The organism is Vibrio rotiferianus (genome assembly GCF_002214395.1).
GTDB lineage: Bacteria > Pseudomonadota > Gammaproteobacteria > Enterobacterales > Vibrionaceae > Vibrio > Vibrio rotiferianus.
The window spans coordinates 294,652-315,851 of the sequence record NZ_CP018311.1; the positions used below are offsets into that span (position 1 = coordinate 294,652).

At 43.1% G+C, this 21,200-nt stretch carries 18 protein-coding genes; 6 read left to right on the forward strand and 12 right to left on the reverse strand.

Going from position 1 to position 21,200, the window contains the following annotated elements; genetic code table 11:
* Positions 1 to 204 precede the first annotated feature (204 nt).
* Complete coding sequence (locus tag BSZ04_RS01490; RefSeq protein ID WP_088879302.1) at positions 205 to 1,059, forward strand: DUF3859 domain-containing protein; 855 nt, start codon at positions 205 to 207, stop codon at positions 1,057 to 1,059.
* Positions 1,060 to 1,153: 94 nt separating this feature from the next.
* Here the strand turns inward: BSZ04_RS01490 and choV are convergent, their stop codons facing one another.
* From choV to betI, 6 genes are all read right to left on the reverse strand, one after another.
* Positions 1,154 to 2,338, reverse strand: a complete 1,185-nt coding sequence (gene choV / locus BSZ04_RS01495) for a choline ABC transporter ATP-binding protein (RefSeq protein WP_088879303.1) — start codon at positions 2,336 to 2,338, stop codon at positions 1,154 to 1,156.
* A 1-nt stretch (position 2,339) separates the two neighbouring features.
* A complete protein-coding gene (gene choW, locus BSZ04_RS01500) occupies positions 2,340 to 3,182 on the reverse strand; it encodes a choline ABC transporter permease subunit (RefSeq protein ID WP_005425967.1) in 843 nt (280 codons plus the stop codon).
* Positions 3,183 to 3,244: 62 nt separating this feature from the next.
* Complete coding sequence (locus BSZ04_RS01505) at positions 3,245 to 4,183, reverse strand: choline ABC transporter substrate-binding protein (RefSeq protein ID WP_005530544.1); 939 nt, start codon at positions 4,181 to 4,183, stop codon at positions 3,245 to 3,247.
* 295 nt (positions 4,184 to 4,478) lie between these two features.
* On the reverse strand, positions 4,479 to 6,179 hold the full coding sequence (betA, locus tag BSZ04_RS01515) for a choline dehydrogenase (protein WP_088879304.1): 1,701 nt from the start codon (positions 6,177 to 6,179) through the stop codon (positions 4,479 to 4,481).
* 19 nt (positions 6,180 to 6,198) lie between these two features.
* On the reverse strand, positions 6,199 to 7,659 hold the full coding sequence (gene betB / locus BSZ04_RS01520; protein ID WP_088879305.1) for a betaine-aldehyde dehydrogenase: 1,461 nt from the start codon (positions 7,657 to 7,659) through the stop codon (positions 6,199 to 6,201).
* A 16-nt stretch (positions 7,660 to 7,675) separates the two neighbouring features.
* Positions 7,676 to 8,275, reverse strand: coding sequence for a transcriptional regulator BetI (gene betI, locus BSZ04_RS01525; RefSeq protein ID WP_079401311.1), 600 nt, complete (start codon positions 8,273 to 8,275; stop codon positions 7,676 to 7,678).
* Positions 8,276 to 8,858: 583 nt separating this feature from the next.
* Here betI and BSZ04_RS01530 point away from each other — a divergent pair.
* Positions 8,859 to 9,179: a hypothetical protein gene (locus BSZ04_RS01530; protein ID WP_010451345.1), complete on the forward strand. Its 321-nt coding sequence runs from the start codon at positions 8,859 to 8,861 to the stop codon at positions 9,177 to 9,179.
* A gap of 322 nt (positions 9,180 to 9,501) precedes the next feature.
* On the opposite strand, the gene BSZ04_RS01535 is transcribed toward BSZ04_RS01530, so the two are convergent.
* The 3 genes from BSZ04_RS01535 to BSZ04_RS01545 all read right to left on the reverse strand — a co-directional run bounded on the left by BSZ04_RS01535 (position 9,502) and on the right by BSZ04_RS01545 (position 13,052).
* Complete coding sequence (locus tag BSZ04_RS01535) at positions 9,502 to 10,932, reverse strand: pyridoxal phosphate-dependent decarboxylase family protein (protein ID WP_088879306.1); 1,431 nt, start codon at positions 10,930 to 10,932, stop codon at positions 9,502 to 9,504.
* A gap of 155 nt (positions 10,933 to 11,087) precedes the next feature.
* Positions 11,088 to 12,350, reverse strand: coding sequence for a metal-dependent hydrolase family protein (locus tag BSZ04_RS01540; protein ID WP_088879307.1), 1,263 nt, complete (start codon positions 12,348 to 12,350; stop codon positions 11,088 to 11,090).
* 180 nt (positions 12,351 to 12,530) lie between these two features.
* Positions 12,531 to 13,052, reverse strand: coding sequence for a prepilin-type N-terminal cleavage/methylation domain-containing protein (locus BSZ04_RS01545; protein WP_029561075.1), 522 nt, complete (start codon positions 13,050 to 13,052; stop codon positions 12,531 to 12,533).
* A 233-nt stretch (positions 13,053 to 13,285) separates the two neighbouring features.
* Here BSZ04_RS01545 and BSZ04_RS25425 point away from each other — a divergent pair, with 233 nt between their 5' ends.
* Together BSZ04_RS25425 and BSZ04_RS01555 are read left to right on the forward strand one after the other, a co-directional pair.
* Positions 13,286 to 13,489, forward strand: coding sequence for a DUF3955 domain-containing protein (locus BSZ04_RS25425; RefSeq protein ID WP_010451341.1), 204 nt, complete (start codon positions 13,286 to 13,288; stop codon positions 13,487 to 13,489).
* Positions 13,490 to 13,537: 48 nt separating this feature from the next.
* Positions 13,538 to 14,311 carry a nucleotidyltransferase domain-containing protein gene (locus tag BSZ04_RS01555; protein WP_161493748.1) on the forward strand — a complete coding sequence of 258 codons (774 nt, stop codon included), beginning with the start codon at positions 13,538 to 13,540 and terminating at the stop codon, positions 14,309 to 14,311.
* A gap of 77 nt (positions 14,312 to 14,388) precedes the next feature.
* Here BSZ04_RS01555 and BSZ04_RS01560 read toward each other — a convergent pair whose 3' ends face one another.
* The 3 genes from BSZ04_RS01560 to BSZ04_RS01570 all read right to left on the reverse strand — a co-directional run bounded on the left by BSZ04_RS01560 (position 14,389) and on the right by BSZ04_RS01570 (position 18,075).
* Entirely contained in the window at positions 14,389 to 16,242 is a 1,854-nt protein-coding gene (locus BSZ04_RS01560) for an RICIN domain-containing protein (RefSeq protein ID WP_151899057.1), read from the reverse strand.
* A gap of 150 nt (positions 16,243 to 16,392) precedes the next feature.
* Complete coding sequence (locus BSZ04_RS01565; RefSeq protein WP_161493749.1) at positions 16,393 to 17,763, reverse strand: EAL domain-containing protein; 1,371 nt, start codon at positions 17,761 to 17,763, stop codon at positions 16,393 to 16,395.
* A gap of 93 nt (positions 17,764 to 17,856) precedes the next feature.
* Positions 17,857 to 18,075, reverse strand: coding sequence for a DUF2798 domain-containing protein (locus tag BSZ04_RS01570; protein WP_088879311.1), 219 nt, complete (start codon positions 18,073 to 18,075; stop codon positions 17,857 to 17,859).
* A gap of 153 nt (positions 18,076 to 18,228) precedes the next feature.
* On the opposite strand from BSZ04_RS01570, the gene BSZ04_RS01575 reads away from it, so the two are divergent.
* Together BSZ04_RS01575 and BSZ04_RS01580 are read left to right on the forward strand one after the other, a co-directional pair.
* Complete coding sequence (locus BSZ04_RS01575) at positions 18,229 to 20,307, forward strand: TonB-dependent receptor domain-containing protein (RefSeq protein WP_088879312.1); 2,079 nt, start codon at positions 18,229 to 18,231, stop codon at positions 20,305 to 20,307.
* A gap of 41 nt (positions 20,308 to 20,348) precedes the next feature.
* On the forward strand, positions 20,349 to 21,161 hold the full coding sequence (locus BSZ04_RS01580; RefSeq protein ID WP_088879313.1) for a heme/hemin ABC transporter substrate-binding protein: 813 nt from the start codon (positions 20,349 to 20,351) through the stop codon (positions 21,159 to 21,161).
* The last annotated feature ends 39 nt before the right edge of the window (positions 21,162 to 21,200 follow it).

The window sequence follows — 21,200 nt, forward strand, 5'->3', positions numbered from 1 at the left end:
TATGCTCTCACTATTTATCGAAAACTCACCAAATTAAGCTTAATTGTATATAAACCTCAAACTTTGAACACTTAGCAGTCAAGCAAATTGTCTTGAGTGTTTCCCCTCTATATACTGCGCGCTCACTTTAAAGCCTCCCAATCTAAAGTATTGTTTGGCAAATAAAAAATCCGATGTAACTCCCACAAAATAAGCAGGATTATAATGATCAGCAGTAAAGCGTCAGTACTTGGCCTAATTTCCCTTTCTATTTTACTTGGTGGTTGTGCTACCACTAAAGAAGAGCAAAACAACCAACAAACCAACGTTGAGCAAACATCTGAAAACAAAGTTAAAGTTGGAGCGACAGCTAAGATCAATAAATCTGGCCTTGCAACGCCTGCTTTTAAAAACAAGCAGCTTGTTGGTTATAACTTCCAAAAAGGCTTCGCGGTTCCTGCAGAAATTGGCAACTTCTTTGGCTTTAGCTACACGGCAACTCAGTCAGTGGCGATGACACCAGATGCAACGGAAGGAAAAGTTTATAAGAGCCTACCAGTTATCGTTGAAGTGACTCACCCTGAGATCAATGGCTCAACTCAAAGCAGCTGGAACGATACGCTTTACTTTGGTCGTGATAACTTTGCAATGTGGCAGTTTGAATCAGAAGCAGAACTTGCAAACGGTAAATGGACAGTGGCAGTTAAGCTGAATGATGAAATCATCGCAGAGAAAAACTTCTTCGTTCAAGTGCCACCAAAAATGCCAGCGAAAGTGACGCAAGTTTGTGATGCTCAAGTAGAACTTTTCCCTAAACCACTACAAGAAGCTCATACTGCATGTTGTGAAAACAACGACGCACAAGCTTGTTACAACTTTGCATGGCGTGGTCTAGAGCGCATTCGTGATAAAGTAGGCGCGCAACTTTACTACGCAAAAAGCTGTGATTTAGGTGATGTTTCTGGCTGTCGCACGGCAGCGAAACTTGCTGACACTAAAGAACAGAAAATAGAGTTCTTCAAAAAAGGTTGTGATTTGGACGACTTCGAAAGCTGTGTTGACGCAAAACTAGAGCTTTAACAACAACAGATGTTGAATTGAAAAGAGCCGCACTTGATCAGTGCGGCTCTTTTTTATTTTAAGAAGGTAACAAACGTTTTGAGATAAAAAGCAGCTACGCCACTTGCTTAGACTTAAAGTTACCAAGCAGCGCGTCATACAATTCATTATCACTCAGTACGCCCACTAGCTTGTTCTCTTCTACTAGCAAGATAGGTTGATTGCTGCGTTGCTTCAGCTCAATCGCTTCACGCATGCTGATATCTGGATTGGCTTGAACGACCGTGCTTTCGCCGATGTCATCGAGTGTGGTTAAATCGCTTTCCCAATTCACCAATGACTTATCGGAATCCACCAGCGTTAAGCCTTTCGGCTCTTGCTCGACCCAAATCTGTTTATCTGCACACACCAATACACGGTCGTTCTGATGCTTAAGCTCGGTGCTGGCTTGCATCAGTGAACGACCTTTCAATACGTTAAGCGGATTCGTGTGAGCCACAAAGTCCGCCACATACTCGTTTTCTGGCGCAAGGATGATTTGTTCAGGCTTACCGTGTTGAATCAGTTTGCCCGACTCCATAATGGCAATGTTGTTACCGATTTTCAGTGCTTCATCTAAGTCATGGCTCACAAACAAAATCGTCTTGTTGAGCTTCTCTTGCAGTTGAATTAATTCATCTTGAAGCTGAGCGCGAATCAGTGGGTCGAGCGCGGAGAACGGTTCATCCATTAGTAAGATATCGGTATCCATAGCAAAGGCGCGAGCCAAGCCAACGCGCTGCTGCATACCGCCAGAAAGCTCATGCGGAAATTTACTCTCCCACTCGCTCAGCCCAACCATTTCAAGTTGTTCACGCGCTTTTTTACGTCGTTCCGCTTTGCCAATACCCTGCATCTCAAGACCAAACGCCACGTTATCCAATACCGTTAGCCACGGCATAAGCGCAAACTTTTGGAACACCATCGACACGCGATGAGTACGCAGGTTACGCAGAGTCTGCTCGTCACAATTGGCAAGCTCTACCATGTCTTCACCATCTTTGATTTTTAGTGAGCCACGAGAAATCTCATTCAAACCATTAACGGCACGAAGCAAACTTGATTTACCCGAACCGGAAAGCCCCATCAATACACAGATCTCACCTTGTTTGACGCTCATTGATACTTTATCAACACCAACCACTTGTCCGGTCTCATCTATGATCTCTTGGCGAGACTTGCCTTGGTCTAATAGCGCCAATGCTTGCTCTTGCTGCTGACCAAACACAACGTCGAGGTTTTCAATCGTAATTGCGTCCATGTTATGCCTCCTTTTGGTTTGGTGCTTTGCACAAACGGTCGAGAATAATCGCGACCAAAACAATCGCTAAACCCGCTTCAAAGCCTTGAGAAATATTCACAGTGTTCAGTGCTCGTACGACTGGTTTGCCCAGACCATCGGCACCTACTAGTGCGGCTATCACCACCATAGAAAGTGACAACATGATGCATTGGGTCACACCCGCCATAATGCTTGGCAATGCTGCTGGGAGTTCGACTTTGAATAGCAATTTCATGCGGCTAGCACCAAAGGCTTTACCCGCTTCAATCAGCTCTTCTGGTACTTTGGTGATGCCAAGGTAAGTCAGACGAATCGGCGCGGCGATAGCAAAGATAATGGTGGAAATCAGCCCCGGAACGATGCCCAAACCAAACAGAACCAGTGTTGGGATCAGATACACAAACGTTGGTACGGTCTGCATTAAATCGAGTATCGGGCGCAATAAGGTATACAACCACGGGCGATGCGCCGCCATGATGCCAAGCGGCACGCCAATTAATACGGAAATCGTTGTCGCAGCGAAGACGAGAACAAAGGTTTCCAGCATTTCTTGCCAGTAGCCGAGGTTAAGGATAGTCAGCAGCGCCAGCACGATAAACACGACTAGAGGAATACTGCGGTGTAGAAACCACGCAATCGCTGCGGTCATGATGATAGGTGCTGCTGGTGGCATCCATTTGAAAATATCCACCACGAATAGAATGATGGTTTCGAGAAAAATAGAGATAGCATCAAAGAAACCCGACGCGTTCATGGTTAACCAATCCACGCCTGTTTCCATCCATTCGCCCAACGGAAGTTTGTTGTCCGTAATAAAATTCACAATAAAACCTTTGTGTTAAAAGGCGGGCATCACTGCCCACCTTTTCCTAAAGAGAGGAATGATTAAGCGTTTGTTTTTAGGTAAGAAGTAATCGCTTGTTTTGCGTCTTTGCCGTCTAGCGTCTTCACGCCTTCTAGCCACGCTTCAAATTGTTGTGGGTTGGCATTCAACCATTCTTGTGCCGCTTTCGCTGGCTTTTGTTTTTGGTTTAGAATCGCTTCCATCAACTGGTTTTCCATCTCTAGGCTGAACTCTAGATTCTTAAGCAGTTGACCCACGTTTTGACACTCAGATAGGTAGTCTTGGCGCACGTTGGTGTAAACATTTGCACCACCGTAGTTAGGACCAAAGAAGTCGTCACCACCAGATAGGTATTCCATCTCAACATTGCTGTTCATTGGGTGCGGAGCCCAACCTAGGTAAACGATCCATTGGTTACGACGTACTGCACGAGACACCTGAGACACCATTCCCGCTTCGCTTGATTCCACGAGGCTGAAGTCTTTCAAGCCGAATGCATCGCTGTCGATCATATCTTGGATCAAACGGTTGCCATCGTTGCCCGGCTCAATGCCGTAGATGCGGTCTTTAAATTTGTCGGCATTTTTTGCCAAGTCAGCAAAGCTTTTCACGCCTGCGTCATATACGTACTTTGGCACAGCTAGTGTGTATTTCGCGCCTTCTAGGTTTGCGCGAACGGTTTCCACTGTGCCAGCTTCACGATATTTGGCGATATCGCCTTCCATGGTTGGCATCCAGTTACCTAGGAATACGTCAATGTCGCCGTTTGCCATTGAAGAGTACGTCACAGGTACAGACAGAAGATCGGTCTTGGTTTTGTAGCCCAAGCCTTTGAGCAGTTCAGAGGTAACCGCTGTGGTTGCAGTAATGTCCGTCCAGCCGACATCGGCAAATCGAACGGTTTCACATTGGTTAGCGTAAGCACCTGTCGCCACTGCACTCAGCGCGATAGATGAAAAGATTTTTGTCATCGTAGACATGTTTAAATTCCTTGTAATGATCAGGGTCTGTTGACCTTGCGCGGTTAATTTTTGTTCGAGATAAAATCGTTTTAGGCGAGGCAAGGAGTGTGTCGCCTAGTCACTCTAAGCAAATACGCCTTAACAAAGCATAAAACGATTTTAACCGAACCCTTTGGGCAGCGTTTGTTGGTCATTTCTACTGCGTTATCGACTTCTCATGTAGGCTAGCTACATAGCAAAGTCTCTGCCTTGTATAAATACCCAACAATTCGCTGCAAAAATCAGCTCGAAAGGTAAACAGACCCTACTGACTTTATGAGATTGAGCTTAAGTCTCTTTTTGGCGGACGCATTCTTTGCGTCTCTTGCCAGTTCGGAGCAATCCAAACCGGTGTGTTATTCGATTGTTCAAGGGTATTACCCAAGATCATGTCCGCAGCACGCTCTGCGACCATGATGGTTGGGGCGTTTAAGTTGCCATTCGGAATGGTTGGGAAGATGGATGAATCCACCACGCGCAAGCCTTCAATGCCGCGCACTTGGCAAGCTTCATTCAGAACTGCCATTGGGTCATCGTTCGAGCCAATTTTGCAGCTACACGATGGGTGGTAAGCACTTTCTACATTTTGCTTCACCCATTCATCAATCGCTTCGTCACTGGTGATGCTAAGACCAGGTTGAATTTCTTCACCGCGGAACGCATCCATTGCAGGTTGATTGAGGATTTCACGCGTTAGACGAATACAGTCTCGCCAATCCTGCTTATCTTGTTCCGTCGAGATGTAGTTGAACTCGATTTTGGGCTTGTCATTTGGGTTGGCAGAAACCACTTCAACGCTACCGCGACTCTCTGGCTTGTTTGGACCAACATGCACTTGGAACCCGTGACCATCAAATGCCGCACGACCGTCATAACGCATTGCTGCTGGTAGGAAATGATATTGAATGTTTGGCGATTTCAATCCTTCACGAGAACGGATGAACGCACACGATTCAAAGTGGTTGGTTGCGCCCAGACCTTTGCGCGTCAGAATCCATTCCGTACCAATCAAACCTTTGCTGATCAAACCTAGCTTGCTGTTAAGCGTGATCGGCTGTTTGCAGTGGTACTGGAAGTACACTTCAAGGTGGTCTTGCAAATTTTTACCCACGCCTTCTAGCGCGTGTTTCACTTCAATGCCCGCTTTTTCAAGCACAGTCTTAGGACCAATACCCGAAAGTTGCAGCAGTTGTACCGAGCCGATGGAGCCTGCGCTCGACACCACCTCTTTGTTAGCAAAGCACTGTTTGATTTTGCCAGATTGTTCAAACTCAATGCCGACCGCTTTCTTGCCTTCCAGCAAAATACGGTGAGCCGTTACGCCTTTCATCAAAGTGAAGTTACTACGCCTTTTTGCACGGCTTAAGTAAGCGTTAGATGTAGAAGCTCGCACACCTTTGTCTACCGTCATGTGCATAGGACCGAAGCCCTCTTGCTGGTAACCGTTGTAATCTTGCGTTTCTGGGTAGCCTGCATCTTTACCTGCTTCAATAAACGCTTGGTAAAGTGGGTTCAACTTCATGTCGTTACCGTTGCACGTCCCAACCGGACCGCTGTCACCGCGGTATTCGTCTGCGCCGCCTGTCCACGTTTCCGCTTTACGGAAATACGGCAGACAAGCTTGGTAGTTCCAGCCTTTTGCACCTTCCGCTTCCCATTCGTCAAAGTCACAAGCATGACCACGAACATAAACCATGCCGTTGATCGAAGAGCTACCGCCCAAAACTTTGCCGCGTGGACAATGCAGTTGGCGTCCGTCTAGTCCATCTTCCGCTACAGTTTCAAACTGCCATGCGTACTTTTCGGTGTTCATTGGATAAGACAGCGCCGTTGGCATTTGAATGAAGATACTCTTGTCTGAGCCACCCGCTTCTAGCAGCAAGACTTGATGCTGACCGCTTTCACTCAAACGATCCGCTAAGACACAGCCTGCCGAGCCAGCACCGACGATGATGTAATCGTAGTGTTGTTGCATTACAAATCCTCCTGACTGATTAGGCGTAAGGGCTATCGAAATCACCCAAATGCACTAACACGCTCTTGGTTTGGGTGTAATGCTTAAGGGTCTCGACACCATTTTCACGTCCAATGCCAGAAAGTTTGTAACCGCCAACTGGCATTTCAGCTGGGGAGTCGCCCCAGGTGTTAATCCAACAGATTCCTGCTTGAATTTGATGAATAACGCGGTGTGCACGAGAGAGGTTTTGCGTGAACACGCCAGCTGCCAGTCCGTAATCGGTGTTGTTAGCGCGTGCAACCACTTCGTCTTCATCACTGAACTTAAGCACTGACATTACGGGACCAAAGATCTCTTGCTGCACATGGGGCATGTCATCTTCGCAATCAATGAAAACCGTTGGCACAACAAAGTTACCGCTCGCCAAACCGTTTTCTGTGACTTTGTAGCCACCAGTCAGCAACGTTGCTTTGCTTGCTTTCGCTTGTTCAATTGCGGAAAGAACTTTTGATTCGTGCTCTTTGGAAATTAGCGCGCCAATTTGAGTTTGCTCATCAAGCGGATCGCCAACCACCAGCAGTTCGGTACGTTTCTTAAGTTGAGCAACAAACTCATCATAAATACCTTCATGAACGAACACGCGAGTACCGTGCGTACAAACCTCACCTTGGGTATAGAAGTTCGCCACCATTGCAGCAGAAACCGCGTCGTCTAGCTTGGCATCATCAAAAATGATCATTGGCGATTTGCCGCCAAGTTCCATAGTCACTTGCTTTAGTGTCTCTGCGCTGTCACCCATCACGACTTTGCCCGTACCAGATTCACCCGTGAAAGAGACTTTAGCGATGTCTGGATGTGCGGTGAGCATTTGCCCTACTCGGTAATCACCTTGAATGACGTTGAACACACCATCTGGCATTCCCGCTTCGCTGTAGATTTCTGCCAATTTGAGTGCGGTTAACGGAGTTTCTTCTGATGGTTTAAAGATCATCGCATTACCCGCAGCAAGTGCAGGGGCAGATTTCCACATAGCGATTTGAATTGGGTAGTTCCACGCACCAATGCCCGCACAAATGCCCAGAGGCTCGCGGCGAGTGTAAAAAAACTGGGATTCATTCAGCGGTTGCTGTTCACCATGCATGCTAGGCGCAAGACCTGCGTAGTACTCGATCACATCTGCGCCCGTTGCAATGTCTACGCAGTTCGCTTCTTGAATTGGCTTGCCTGTATCCGCAACTTCTAGTGCCGCCAATTCGTCATTTCTTTCACGAAGTAGCGCCACCGCTTTAAGCAAAATACGACTGCGTTCTGTCGCCGTCATGGCAGACCAAATCGCAAAGCCGCGCTTGGCAGATTCAATTGCCGCTTGCATATCTTGCTGGTTAGCCTGCTTCACATTCGCAAGCGGCTCACCATTGGCGGGATTGTATGTGATGAAGTGTTCTTCTGAGCATCCTAGATGCATGGCACCATCGATGTAGTGTGCTTTCATATCCATTTGAAGATTTGACTCTTTATTTTAGTTTTGAGTAGAACGTGAGTTGTTTATCGAGATAGTCGTTGATGATGACGCGTGCTTTCTCGGCATCGATGCCTTGCGGGTTGAGCGTTCCGCGCAGCCAAATGCCATCAATCAGTGACGCAATACCATGCGCTACTAGCTCTGCTTGGTCTTGATCCAGCAAAGCTTTTAATTCTTTTTTTAGGTGAGAAAGGAGGCGTCGTTCATTCACTCGTTGCAGACGTTTAAGCTGCACGTCATGCATGGAGTACGACCAGAATGCCAACCAAGTTTTTGCCACTTGGTTCTCGGCTTGGAAACCCACAAAGTTGCCGTCAATGATGGCATTAATACGTTGATGATGCGCATCAGCTGGCAGCTGGCTTAAGTTCTCTTTGATGGTGGCAGAAAGCTGGCGCAGGATCTCACGCATGGTCTCTTCTAACAGACCGTGCTTTCCACCGAAATAGTGATTAATGATCCCCGTTGATACGCCTGCTTCTTTGCTGATCAACGAGATACTCGCAGCGTGCAAACCTACTCTGTCGATGACCGACATCGTCGCTTTGACTAGCTGCGGTTTTCTGATTTCAGGCATCCCAACCTTGGGCATTTTGCATCCTTGTTACTTTTAATTGAACGGTTAGTTAAATATAAAATGCCTCAAATTTAGTTCGAACTCAAACTAATTATCTACAAAAAACAACAGAAACAGCCGAATCATTTCGACAACAATCATTATTAAAACTTGAGAAAAGAGAGAGTTTATGAAGATTTAACACGTAAAAACAGAAACACAAAAACCATTAAAATCAACAATTAGAGCAACTAAAACGCAAATTTATAGATACAAAAACTCATGAAAGCCCCATTCTTAGCAAAAATACAAATAAAGACTAATGCAATGAACTCAAATATTTTCTACTCTTTTAATTTTTTAGTTATCAGTTGAACAAAGCATGCTGAGCTATCTCTCACATTGTTATCAAATGTAAACAAGCTTGGTCTTTCAAGTAGACTATTTATCGTTCGTTGCCATCTGCCCTTTCTTCTTAGAGTGGTGTCTACACACTCGTTCACTTTCTGTACCACACACTCAGTTGCTCTTTGAGGTTTATCGCTGTCGCTAAATGGCATTTTTTAAAAGTCATTCCCCTTTATCTTACTTATCAACTTGTTTGAATTAGGAAAGAGAAATGAAAGCACGCAATGCCCTTTTGATTTTATTGACGAGCACAATTGGCTTTAATGCTTACGCGATTACAGACGCTAGTAAGATTGGTGCGAATGCAGGTGCGATGAGTTACTGCTACGATCACATTGCATCTAGCAAAGACAAATCAAAATACCGCTTGCTCAAGCTAAAGACCTTGGAAGAGTATCAAGATCTGGATAGTGGTGACCGCGCAAGAGCGCTGGTAATGAAGAAAGCCGCTGAAGACGGAGATTACCTAGGTGACCCGCTGGATAAGTCTCGCTGTAATAGCCTACGAAAAATGTTGTTTGTGAAATACTAGTAAAACCAAATTACTACAAAGCCATCACTGTTTAGTGGTGGCTTTTTTCTAGAGATTCGCCCTCAAGCGTTTCAAGTAACCATTTCTATCGCAACAGTGCATGCACTAAACCGAAGCCTTACTAAATAAGGTACCCAAACTCCCGTACACGAGTTTCGAGCCGACTCTCTACCTCAAGTGAGCTTAAGTCTATCAGCTACAAAAACGGACTTTCACATGCCCAGGAATGAAAGGATTAAGTGACTTCCATACATGAATCGTTAAAACAAAAACCGCACTTAACAAAGTGCGGTTTTTAAAAGGCTGGGTTCTAAAATAGAAGCTACATCAGTGCAAGTTCTGCCTTATAGGCTTGAATGATCTTTTCTGCTGATTGATCAATATCTTGTTCTGATGTGTGATAGTTGAGCACCGAGAACAACATGGTTTTTAGACCTTTATAACCTGATGTTGATGGGTATAAGAATCCCTCTTGCTGCAACCGATGTACGACACGATCAGTAAGTTCATTACGATATTCATCATCACCAATGCCAAACTGCGCAGAGAATCGGTTAGACACCACATCATTAAGGATGGTAACCCCTTCTACTTGCGCCAACTTATCTGCCATACGCTTTGCTAACGTGACACAATTATCTAGATGGGCAACAATACCCTCTTTACCCAATGACTTGAATGCAGCATACACAGGTAAGCCTCGTGCACGTCGTGATGCCGCGATGCCAAAGTTGATCGCATTTCGGTCCGGTTTCTCCATGGCATCATTCAAGTAATCACCCATATTACTACCACCCATCGCGCTCGTAATTTTGCTAGGATCTTTAACAATTACCATGCCGCAATCGTAAGGCATGTTAAACCATTTATGACCATCAGTATCAATCGAGTCCGCTCGCTCAATACCTTTCAATAGATGTTTCTGGCTGTCGCTCGCTGCAGCCCAAAGGCCAATCGCACCATCAACATGCAACCACGCGTTTTCATGCGCTGCGACCGCATCTGCGATTTCATCAAATGGGTCAAAGGCACCGGAATCGATACAACCAGCCTGAGCACAAACTAGCGTAGGTCCACTGCAATCAGACAGAACTCGGTTCAGCTCTGATGGAATCAATCGAAGATTGCTGTCTGTCGGTACTTTTTTAATACATTCGACTCCAAGACCAATCATGGAAAGCGCTCGCTTGATAGTTGAATGGATTTGGTCACTCACCACTACGTTGATGCGTGGTGCACCATACAGACCTTTTGTCGCTACGTCCCAATCAGCATTTGCGAGTAACGAGTTACGTGCAGTGATCAGAGATGTGTAAATTGCCTCTTGCGCTCCTGAGGTAAAGCCAACTGCCGAGCCTTGTGTAAGACCCAGCAAGTCAATCATCCACTCAGCTGCGGTTTCTTCAGCGACTGCCATCGCAGGGCTAGAAACATAGTAAGGGACATTCTGATCCCAAGCACTGACTAACCAATCAGCCGCTAAAGACGCTGGAAATGTACCGCCAATTGCGTAACCAAAGAAACGGGGTCCACCTGACGCTACTAGGCCGGCATCCAGTGCATTCACCATATCATCAATGACTTTTCCTGGCTCACTCGCACCACTCGGTAAATCACCTCCAATCAACTCTCTTAGCTGCTGAGATGTGGTTTCTTTATCAACAGGACGCTCGCCTAGTGACTCTAGGTAAGCGGTCGCATGTTCTAGTGAACGTTCTAGTAAAGGGCGGTAGTCTTTGAAATGATGAGACATAATGTTTCTCTCTGTTGTCGGAAATTATCTTCAATATACCGCCTGCAGCCGAGATTAATTGCCACATCACGACAAGCACAAATTAAGCTTGCTGGCTTTTTTACACATAAAAAAACGGCACTCAATGAGCGCCGCTAGTGTAGGAAATCACGTATTTATAGAGTGTTTTTGTATACAACACCGTCTTTCATGATTAGCTTTTGTGTCTCTGTATTTGCGACACACTCAACGCCATCAAGGGGGTTACCATCAATGATCAACAAGTCTGCATAAGCACCCTCGACGATTTGTCCCAGTTTTCCTTCTTGGTACGGGTGTTGGTATGTCGACATTTCAAATAGGCGTCCACAGTTCGACGTTGCCATACGAAGCGCTGTAATGGTATCGAACGTTTTTTCAATCGCACCAAGCTCATTCAATTGCGTTGCATGAACGCTGGTTTCACCTACACAGTCGGTACCAAACGCTAGGTTTTGAATATCGTACTTTTTGATAAGCTCTGCAGATTTAAACATTGCTTTGCCTACTCGCTCAGTTTTGCGATAAGTCTCTTCGTTTGGTAGCGGAATCTTACGCTCTGCAATTAAAGATGAAGTAAAGTAAGATGGAATAACCCAAATACCTTTCTCTTTAATCGTTTGAGCGATGTCGTCATCCATGATAGTTGCATGCTCGAAGGACATCACACCCGCCTCTGCCGCTCTTCGCATTGCATCTGCGGTATGAATATGAGCAGCGACATACGTACCGTAATCACTAGCAGCTTCAACAGCGGCTTTCATTTCATCCAGTGTGTATTGCAGCGTGTCTAGTGGATCAAACGTTGAAGATGCGCCGCCGCCAGCCATGATTTTGATCTGAGATGCACCCATGAATAGTTGTTCACGAACCGCTTTGAGTACCTCCGCTCGGCCATCAGCTACTTTCATCGCCCCTAACTTCATCATTGGCGAATCTTCATGCCCGTTTGCTAAACGTTCTTGAGCTTGATTTTGACGGTAATCTGAATGACCACTAGTTTGAGAAATTGCCGCCATTGATGGCAGAATGCGAGGACCTTTTGCATAGCCATTATCGATGCTTTTCTTCAAACCAAGGGTGTTACCAGCAACATCTCGAATCGTAGTAAAGCCACGCATTAACATTTCTTCAGAGATCTTTGCTGAGCGAATCGCCACTTCTTCACGAGTCATCGTATCAATTACGTTAAAAGGTGCAGATAACGTGATGTGTACGTGTGCATCAATCAGACCTGGCATGACCGTTTTGCCTTCGGCTTCAATGATTTTCTCTGCCTTTGAGTCATCCACTTTCCCGATTTGTGTGATTAAGTTGTTTTCAATCAGAAGGTCCACGTTCTTCAGAAGTTGCTCATCCACACCGTTAAACACGTTTGCATTTTTAATTACGATACTCATGGTTTCTATCTCCGAGTCAGTTGTCTCAATACAGGTGCATCATATCGAGCTGTTCGTAGATATAATTGCCATTTCGCGACACAGTATTACATCGCGAATTAGCGTAAAGTTTAATGATTAAGCGGTTATGATTAACGATAGAAAAAGAGCCGCATAATGCGGCCCTCTATTATTTTTTAGTTATGAATCTGGGTCGTCATCAATAATGACATCGCCCGTTTGTGAGTTATAAAAGATAGATAACTCCGGCAGAGTATTATAGTTGTAACGGCATTGGCCTGGGTCAATATAATTTGCCTGATATTCTGACTGATTTACGTCGTTGGATGTCGAAATAGATGGTGGTTCAACAAATAGAACATTCCATACCGAAATACAGTCATCACTATTATCAAGCCTTGGGTCTGACTCAAATGGTGGCCATTGTTGAGCAGGAAATCCCCAACGATTTATATCAAGCTGATCGTCTGGAGCATCGCCGTAGATTTGAAGATTATCCGCAGGACCACCGCCATTCATAGCCATCGCTTTAGAGTGTGCAAGGCTAATGGCCGTTTTAAAAGATGCACCGCTTCTTTGGACTGAAGCGACATGTGCGTCTGTAGTAACACCTAAAAACCGTGGAGCAGCGACCACAGCAAGAATGCCAAGAACTACGATGACGACAACAAGCTCAATTAACGTGAAACCTTTCACTTTCATCGTGTGTTTACCCATTATTGTTTTTTGTTTTTCCATTCTTGCACTTTTTAACATGATAGAAATCACAGCGCACTAAAAATCCAACCTTGCTCACGACAATTGATAAAAAATTCAATAACGATAATTAACATTTCACTTTTAGTGTGCATTTTTAATTTCGACGCCTTCAAATAGATTTGATACTGTGGGTATCTACTAATTAGATGCGTCGAAAAATAAAAGTAAGGTAAAGAATGCACTATCTAAAAGACTATTGGTTAAGTATCACCTTTGCTCTAATTAGCGGTTTATGTGTTGCGTTATACGGTACTACTCCGTCTTATATAGATGAGAACGGTTTTCTAGTTGAGGCTTTTGGCTTCATACCTCTTTCTTGGTTTTTCCTGTTGCTATCGGCTATCGCCTTTCTCGTAACTTACTGGCGAAATAAAAGATAGTTTAAACCCATAACGAACAAGCGCTCGGCCGCATATGGAGGTGGATATTTGAAAAATAACGGATTAGATCATCAAGGCTACATCATCAACCCGTGCTCACAAGATTGTATTCAACCTGAGTTTACTCACCTCATTGAAACAGCCCTGCAATCAAGCCTTACCGGCACGCTTCATAGCGTTTACTTGTATGGCAGTATCGCAAAAGGCAGCGCTATACCTTTTCTATCAGACTTGGATCTGTCTTTGGTCTTTAATGAACCAATCAACGACGTAGATACCAAGTACCTTGCCCATCTGTCTCTCGATCTTCAGCTGCAATTCCCTATCGTCAGTAAGATTGACTTTGACCCAGGCCATGTTGAAGAAGTTCTTAACCCGAGAGAAAAATATCGATGGCAGTTTTGGTTGAAGCATTGTTGCTGCTGCATTTGGGGAGAAGACTTGTCTGTAGGCTTTTGCAAACATAAGCCAAATATCAAAATTGCACACGAACTCAATCATGATCTGGCAGCTTTCATCATCGCTATTAAAGATAATCAAAGTTTGACGGAAGCGATCAAAAGTAAATCGATCGCAAAGAAGATATTACGAACAGCTTATTATCTCATCGCACATGAAGACGACAGCTGGTACACGGATCTCGATAAGTGCTTAGAAAGTCTCTTAAAATTCTACCCTGACGATAAACAAGCGATTCATGACGCACTGCGCTTAGCTGTTGGTGAAACCACCGATTCCACCTTAGCCATTAAGATTTATCAAACATTTGGTACTAAGCTCGCACAAAAGCTGAATGGAGTGTCGTTATATTCGAGCCAGTAGCTAAGCAGGAATGGAAAAAGAGCCACTAGAAGCAGCTCTTTTTTGAACAACACAAATTCTTAGGTTGGTGTTAGCTTCTAATTGCGAGAGCTAACTGCATCTTGACGATATTTTGCACTAAGTGTCGTGAAGCCTGCTTGTGGATAATTCAGAATTGCGTCTTCTAAGGTGGTAATCACAAGTGGAATACCTGCTTCTGTCTCATTCTCCAAGTCTAAGATTTTGATACTACCACCATACATCTTAGTGTGGAGTATCGATGTCAAAATCCCGTGGCTATCTTGCCAAGACCAACTTTGGTTATTATCAGGGTACTGATCGCAAGCCATTAAAGATAAATATTCATTCGAGCTATCCAAACACTTATCATTAGCGAAAGAAATTATTTGCCCATCAGCTGTGTATACAAATAGCACCTCGTTGCTTGTACTACTTTGAGGACAGCTCGTACTACGAACAATGTTGCCTTTTACAGTCAGACAGTTTGCACCGTCATCAGAACCGTAATCAGCCTTAATCACACTGGGCTCAACCCCGGAAAAAACAGGACTGTTCCAATTAATATCTAGCTGCAAATTATCAACATATTCCGACAATTCATAATGCTGCCCAGTACCATTGGCCAAACCACTATAGAAGCGATTCCCAATTTGATGTGATTCGTAACCTAGTAGAGCCATTCCATCAATTTGGGTGCGAACAGTAAACAATGAAGAGCCTTGTTCTTGAGCTTCACGCCTTGGAATTTGATAAGTTATTGAATAATCAGGGACAAATCCATTCACATATGGAGTATCCATTAGACGTTGGTCAAACTCCCTTAGCGGTGGGTTTGGTCCACCATTTACATATCTCCAACAACCAGACGCCGGACCTAAGAATTCACAATAGCCGTTTTTTGGAGTCTGTTGAGTTCCATAAGTTTTATTGAAATAACGAATAGAATGTTGATGTAAGCCAACTTCCTCATCGTAGTCAAAGTATTCGCCATTGGTAAAAGTAAGTGACTTAGTGGAGGCAAAGTCTAGTTTATTAATTGGTAGTTTAGGAATGCTAACACCGAGACCAAACTGAACAGACGATGTATAAGTCAGCCCAGTTCGATCTTGGTCATTGTTCTTCGGAAATCGATCAAACACACCTGCGGCAATATTATTCCAAGAGGTATGAATATGAACTTGATCTAAGTACTCTCGATATTTATATATATTATGTTGATGGCTAGGCCTCCAAGGGTGCCCAACCTCTTGTACAGAACTAGAGTTTGAATAATTAATGGTATTGAAATTAACCCCATCCCCGCCAACAAGAGTAAGTCTTATATAAATTGGGTTTTGTGAGTGGTCTTGACCTAAATCATCATAAATTGGCAGTCGAGAGAATGCTTCCAACTCATAGGATAAGACCGCTTTTTCATTTCGATATAGATACGTATTATTCAAATCAATAACTTGGTTATATATCCACGAATAAGATACAGGAGGATTTGACGATGTATCTGGTCCAGATGATGCGCTCCTAGCAACTCTAGAGGCATAGGCCGATTCAATTTGGCTTGCGCTTGAAGCAGCTTTGGACGCATAGTTGTCTCGAGAATCAATGAGATGAGTAATTAGATCTGAATCAAACTGGCTCATAGGTGTAAGCGCTGGCGTCATAGCAGAGTATGTGACCAAAACAAATGGTTCAACTATCCCTAAACCAAATACCTGAGACGTTATTTCTTTCCTATCTTCATTTGACAACTTAGTCATTTCAAGTAATACATAATTCACACATTCACTTGGAATCTCCAAGCTAGTTGTTGGAACAATATGACAAACTTCATTGAATACTTCACTATTAGACAATGACAAGGAGTCGATCTCTCCTCCCAAAACACCACTGGAAAAACAACAAGCAACAGCTAACGCTAATATATTTTTATTCAAAATAACATACCTTATCTTATATATACAAAAGAGCAACCGCTCTATATTCAAGGTATATAAGCAACTAATTGCCATCAAACATTGATTTAAATTACCTTACTAGTAGCCACTAATTTCCACTTATTTTTCACAAAAATACTGACATACTTATCATTGATCAAAGCCTAATTTAGGCAATGCTTTTTTAGGCTCCGCTAAAGCAAACCCCTGATAATAAATACGATAATTTGGTTTCAAATATTTAATCTTATCCATATTATCAACTCCCTCTATCACCAACTTCATATCTTTATCTTCAACAATTCGAGTCAATGCTTTTATAACTTGATAACCAATATTCAGTAGCGCAGAGTCTGATAAGAATTTTTTATCTAGTTTTACTATCGAAAACAGATCACCGGTTAGCAGCTCAAAGTTGGCGTATCCAGAACCAAAGTCATCAATGGCCAGCTTACAACCTAAAGATTTGAGTTGATTGATATTATCCAAAGCTTGATTATCTAGAGTTAACCTTTCACCCTCTGTCACTTCAAATATAATTAATTCCCTCACCCATGAACAATCACTCGTTATACCACAAAAGTATTTAACGAAATCGGTTCTTGATAAGTCAGTTGGAGATATATTAATTGAATAAAAAACCAGTGGCTTTTTTGACTTTATGTATTTAACTGATTTTGAAATGACTAACTTCGTCATTTCAAAATGAAGATGAGGCTCACTCTCTAGCATTGGCATAAAAACACTAGGGCCAGGCGCCCCTTTCCTATTCCACGAAATTAGCAGTTCGGATATATAGGGTACATTAGTGTTCATACTACTGAAAATAGGTTGCTCTCTAAGTGAGAATTGACTTGAGCCTTGTTTTATATCTGTGACTAGATTTTCTAATATATTTCTTTTTCTCAAAAATGATTGGTAATGCGTTTCAGAAAAAGTATAAATCCCAGATTCTGACTTAATGGCAGTTTGTAAACCAAATGTAACTCTTCTCAACAGTTTCCCCTCTTCTGAGAACGGCATTCTACTCGAATAGTTGAGCGTCGTGATGGCATATTGGACTGGCAGTTTTTTAGTACTAACCTTAATATACAAAGGTAGCGTTTCTGATAATTTCTGTTGAAAATCTATAAGCTCTTTTTGCTTGATCGGTTCACTGGCACATTTAAGGATTACAATGTGTTTTTCTTCGAATAAGCATATTAATGTATTCGGAAACGTCATTGTTAGCTTTGTGTGTAGTTCATGCTTAATTTTTTTGGCCGATTGTTCATCAAAGTAATTATAATAATCCGAAGAACGCCCAACACAAACAACGTTTAAACTGTAGTAAGTGACCTTATGACCATCTGAGAATTTTTTCTTTTTACTTAATAGGTAGTTAAGATTAGGAAGACCAAGCGTTGTATATATGTGATTATTTTTAATTGTAACTTCTTTCTTCAATCTTTTTAGCGCTAGATCATAATCATTTCTAAATTTTACGTTATTTTTGGCAAAATACAAAATTGTCACAAGCATAATGAACACTATGAAATAAAGAGTAATATGTAGTATGTCGTGCAGATCCATAATTCACTTATTATTAGTTATGTTATTATTTATATTAATGACTTAAAAGTTATTTACTACCCATACCCTAATCTTAGGTAATAAGGTTAAATTTAGTAATAAAGCACAAGGCCACGCAAATAGAAAGCTAACCGGCCATGATATTAACCAGTCATAAGTAAATCCAAGTTTTGCTGCAGATATTATTCCTGACATGATTAGCGCCATGGTAAATGAACACAATAAAGCGGTTATCCAGAATTGTTTTTTTGACTGAGTCATCGTTATCTTTCTTATCTTAGATTTATAAAAAGGGGAACGGAGCATACAGAAAATTTTGTAGAAAAAATGTCGAGACATCATTCGTTAAATTTTTTACAAATTTTCCACGCCAACAAATGATAATACGAATGCTTTTCATTAAAGGAGTAAAAGATGAAACCTTCGTTGCTTGCCTCTCAGGTCAGTTTGGTACTGTTTGGTACAATTAGTTCAGTACATGCCCATGAGAACCATAACCATGATGTCTACCAGTTGAATACCGTGACGGTGCTTGGTTCTCCGGTATCAGAGCTAGAAGACTCAACCCAATCCGGCGAAACAATCAACAGAGAAGAGCTGCAAGTAAAGTCACCTATCAGCCTTGTCGATGCCCTCAAAAACTCACCAAATGTTTGGGTCGAAGGTGGACCGAATCCAATGGTGCGCAACATTAGCATCCGAGGCTTAGGCCCTGACCACACATATGTTGAGGTAGACGGTGCACGCCAAACATACTCGCATAGTAAAAAAGGTACCCTTGCAGTAAACCCAGAACTTTTATCGTCTTTAGAAGTCATCAACGGCACCTCTTCTGGCGCCGCAGCTGGTGCGATAAAGGCGTCATTTATCGACGCCGATACACTTTTGAAGAGTGGTGACGATTTTGGCGCTCTTCTAAAAACGGGGTACCGAACGAACAGCAACCGACAAAGTATCACTGCTAGCGTATTTTCTGAGTCGAACGGTTTTGATTGGCTACTCGCCGTCTCTGATAATCAACAAGATCCATACCGGATTGGCGGCGGGTATCAAGCTGATGGTTCAGACAGTTACTACAAAAACGAGGCCGCGCAAACCTCGTACCTATTCAACGGTGGCTACGACTTTTCTGATAGCGAACGACTCGCAATCAACTACTACTTTGATGAGTCCTCGTGGAATCAGGTAAGACAAGATTTTGGACTTAACACTCGCGACTACACCAGCGCTAGCATGGTTTACACAAATGCATTCCCTAACAACCCTTGGTTAGACATTACCGCAAACATCTATATGAATAATGTTGATACACTGACCAATGAGTACAGCGATGCTTCTGAGTCACAGCTCACAGACGTTCAAGACATCACCGATGATTCCTATGGTTTCTCCGTCAGTAACAATTCGTCTACTGATCTGAGTTGGAGTGAACTAGTTCTGCACTATGGTGCCTCGGCACACTTTACAACCCACAAAGGTAATGTGCGAACATATGAAAATGACCAATGGGTTGATGAATCGGCAACAAATGAGCCTTCTGCTAAATCAAACCTATATGGCGTGTGGCTAAACAGCCAGTTTTACTTTGACAACGGCTTAGAAATTTCGCCTAAGTTACGTTATGACCAGTTTTACGTTGAATCATCTAACGCCATCCTAAACGGTGATCCTATTCTTCGTAACGGCAGAACAGAAGACCAATGGTCATTTGGTCTAAGAGCCGAGTATGAAATCTTTGAACAATTCAGTGTTTTCGCTGCCTTTGATGAGGCATTAACACCGCCGCGTCTCAGTCAGCTATTTACCTCTGGTCGTGGTTTCAAACCAAATCCGAACTTGAAATCTGAACGCTCACAAAACAAAGAGATTGGCGGTATTTACCTCGTAGATAACCTTCTCTCTCACTCGGACGTTTTGAAATTGAAAGCGAATATTTTCCAAAATGATATCAAAGACTACATTGGAACCGACTATAGTGACCCTGCTTATAAAGATGGTGTCAAGGTAAACCGAGATGATGTACGACTCACCGGTGGTGAATTAATAGGTGAATATCAAAGAGAGCAATGGGCAGCTACATTAAGTTATTCCATGACTATCGGTAAAGATCAAAAAACGGATCTATACCTATCAGATATGCCCGCCGATAAACTTGTTGCCACCTTCGATCACAATATCAGCAATGAATGGATGCTAGGTACTGCAATAACGCATGCATTTAAACTGCACCGAGTTCCAACAGCGAGCATCTCAACTGGTGGGGTTTTGGAACCGATTGAAGAAGACAAACAAGACAGTGTTCCAAGTTGGACGACGGTCGATCTATACGCAGAGTATGTTCCACAGCAACTGTCTGATTTAACTCTGACTGCCTCTATCACGAACCTGTTCGATGAAGCTTACGCACTAAAAAATGACAGCCGTGCCGATACAAAAGCAGAGTACTACGAAGAAGGTAGAAGCATTAATCTTAATATCGCTTACCAATTCTAATCATCACGCCCCCTATTGGGGGCTTTATACAAAGTATCATTATGAAAAAATTAATATTATCGGCACTAATCCTAGCGACTTCATTCAATGCATCGGCCGAACATAAAATCGTCTCTGTCGGCAGCAACATTACCGAAATACTATTTGCTCTTGATTTAGATGACCAGGTTGTCGCCGCAGACAAAACAAGCACAGTTCCACCTGAAGCGGAGAAAATCGCGACTTTAGGACACCCTAGTAATGTCTCAATGGAAGGTGTCTTTTCATATCACCCTACTAGCTATATCTCTGATGATAGATTTCCTAATCCAACCCTTATCAGCAAATTGGAAGCTGCAAACATTGATGTATTAGTCTTGAAACAAGCCCTAACACTCGATGATCTTTTCGAACAAATTAAAGTTATCTCTGTGCACTACGGTAAAACAGCAGAAGGCAAAGCTCTTATTCATGAACTTACCGAGAAAAAAGCAAAGCTCAAACGCATTCCGGAGAAAGAACAAGTTAAAGCCGCCTTTTTATATGGCCGAGGAAGCTTGCTAATGATGGGAGCAAACACTACGGTTGATCATCTATTTTCACTTGCTCAAATTAAAAATAGTTTCGACTTTGAGGGCACAAAACCTGTAAACCCAGAATCGGTAATAATCGCTAACCCGGACGCACTGGTTACCGTGGACAAGGCCCTTCGACAAGAAGAGGATAAATCTCGCTTCTTCGAACTTCCGGGCATGTCGGCGACAAACGCAGGAAAAAACAAGTCAATCACAACGATACCAATCAAGCAGGTGAACATCGGTTTGAAAACCATCGACACTGCGTTAGAACTAAATAAACACTTTTACGAAAAGTAGTAGTAAAAAAGGGTCAACCGTCGTTGATCCTTTTCGTTA